Consider the following 2,422-nt stretch of genomic DNA (forward strand, 5'->3'; position numbering starts at 1 on the left):
CGATCAAGAACGAGGCCGGCAACGGCCTGAAGAACAAGACCGGCACCATCGCCATGGCCCGCACCCAGGAGGTCGACAGCGCCACCGCCCAGTTCTTCATCAACACCGCCGACAACAAGTTCCTCGACCATGGCGGCAGCAACCCCTCCGTCTTCGGCTACGCCGTCTTCGGCAAGGTCATCGACGGCATGGACGCGGTCTGGGCCATCGAACAGGTCGCCACCGGCAGCGCCGGCATGCACCAGGACGTGCCGAAAGAGGCGGTGACCATCAACAAGGTGACGGTTATTGAATAAAGGCAGGCACGAGGCCCTGGGCCCGAGGTCCTGAGTCGAGAGTCCGAAAGCGAAGGTCCAGGGGCATGGTCGGCACTCGACCCTGTTCCTGGACCTTCAACCTTTCACCTTTTACCTTGGGCCTCGGGCCTCGAACCTCGAACCTTCATGGTGAATCATGGCAGCAGACCGGTCATCCTTCATCCATCGCCTGTTCCGGGTCTACTACTATTTCAAGTTCTACCCCTTCCGCAAGGAGCGCCTGGAGCGGCGCGCCGCCGGAGCCGGGCGCGGCTTCGTCGGCATCCAGCTCGACGGCCTCTCGGCGCCGCACCTGCGGCAGGCGCTGGCGGCCGGCTACCTGCCCAACGTCGCCCGGCATCTGAAACGGGGGTACGTCCTGCGCGAATACCGCTCCGGGCTGCCGAGCACCACGCCAGCGGCGCAGGGGGCGATTTTCTGGGGTGACGGCCGGGGGATTCCCGCCTTCCGCTGGTTCGAAAAGAGCACCGGCCGGCTCATCAGCTGCAACGACCCCGACCACGTCCAGCACTTCCGCGAGCGGCTTTTCGCCGACCGGGAGGGGCTGCTGGCCGGCGGCTCTTCCTACGCCAACATGCTCGACGGCGGCGCCGCACGCAGCGTCTTCACCGTCTCCTCGCCCCACCCCCAGACCCTCTTCGGCCGCTTCGGCGGCGGCCGCGTCCTGCTGCTCATCCTGCTGCACCCCCTGCGGGTCTGCCGCGTGCTCGGCGCCAGCATCGCGGAATACTTCACCGACCGTTACGACCGCCGCCAGGCCCGCAAGACCCGCCCCTGGCAGGTCAGCGAAGGGCTTTTTCCCTTCATCCGCATCTTCTGCAACGTTATCCTTCGCGAGTTGCAGACCTTCGGCGTCATCGCCGATATTTATTCCGGCGTGCCCGCCATCTATACCACCTACAGCGGCTATGACGAACTCGCCCACCACTTCGGCCCCGGCTCACGACCGGCGCTGAAGAATCTCAAGTACACCGACAAGCGGGTCGGCGAGATCATGCGCATGCTGCGCCATGCCCCCGGCGCCGACTACGAGCTGATCATTCTCTCCGATCACGGCCAGACTCCCGGCTATCCCTTTCACAGCCGCTTCGGCGCCACCCTGGGGGAAGCCGTCAGCGCTTTCCTGAAAGAGAACCAGCAGGCGACGGTTTCGTCAGGTGGTCTCGATATGAAACGGGCGCAGTTCGGCTATCTCGAGCAGGAACTCGACGCCCGGCCGCGCAGGTGGCGTCACAATCTTTACCGCGCCACTAAGAACACCCTGCAGCGCCGCATCCGGGAACTGGTTCCGGAGACCCTGAAGGTCGACCCTGAGGGGGGCGTGGTCATCACCTACTCCAGTTCACTGGCTCACCTCTACATCACCGGCGAACCCCACCGCCTCAACTGGCAGGAGGTCGAGCGGGCACAGCCGCTGCTGCTGCAGTTTCTCAGCCGGCACAAGGGGATCGGCTTCGTCGTGGCGCGCAGCGAGGGACAGGGAATATGCGTCTTTCACGCCGGCGGCCGGCTGTGTTTCGACGAGCAAACCCTGCCGCGCGCCGAGGAGCTCGAATTTCTGCGCCCCTACGGCGAGCCGGTCGAACTGCTGCCCGAATTGCGCCGGTTCGCCCGGGACGAAGCCTGCGGGGACCTGATCCTCTTCGGCGCCTACGACGGCGAGCGCATCGCCTGTTTCGACGACCAGGTCGGCGGCCACGGCTCCGTCGGCGGCGAACAGTCGCGCCCCTTTCTCATTCTTCCGGAAGGACATCCTTTACTGAGGCGGGAGGGTCTGGCCGGGCATGCGTTTCTTTATCGGGAAGTGTTTCTGCCGCTGCGGAGGAAATGATCCCCCTGCCTCAACCCCCCTGCCTCGTTGCACTCGGCGTCCCCCCTGCTACGCAAGGGGGATGCCCCCTCCCGCAAGGTTCGCCAGGAGAACTGGCGCCTTATCCCGGCTATTCTTGGATGCCAATAAACTTGCGGCACTGTCTCGCATTTGCTAAAGTTGCCCATCCGCCGCACCCGGACATTTCTCAATACATTCGAATACTGAAGGAGCTACCCATGAGCACACAGAATCCCAGCGTCCTGCTGGAAACCTCCAAGGGCGAAATCCTCAT

Annotated in this window: 2 protein-coding genes; both read left to right on the top strand. The window is 64.3% G+C overall.

Annotation, left to right across the window (positions count from 1 at the left end):
• A partial coding sequence (locus VD811_03210) for a peptidylprolyl isomerase (protein ID HXV19987.1) occupies positions 1–296 on the top strand: 296 nt, incomplete at its 5' end.
• Between the two features lie 157 nt (positions 297–453).
• Complete coding sequence (locus VD811_03215; protein HXV19988.1) at positions 454–2,148, top strand: alkaline phosphatase family protein; 1,695 nt, start codon at positions 454–456, stop codon at positions 2,146–2,148.
• Positions 2,149–2,422: the final 274 nt, after the last annotated feature.

Source organism: Desulfuromonadales bacterium, assembly GCA_035620395.1.
Lineage (GTDB): Bacteria > Desulfobacterota > Desulfuromonadia > Desulfuromonadales > DASPGW01 > DASPGW01.

Coding starts and splice junctions, on each gene's coding strand:
- VD811_03215 (HXV19988.1), top strand. CDS start 454: ATGGCAGCAGACCGGTCATCCTTCATCCATCGCCTGTTCCGGGTCTAC.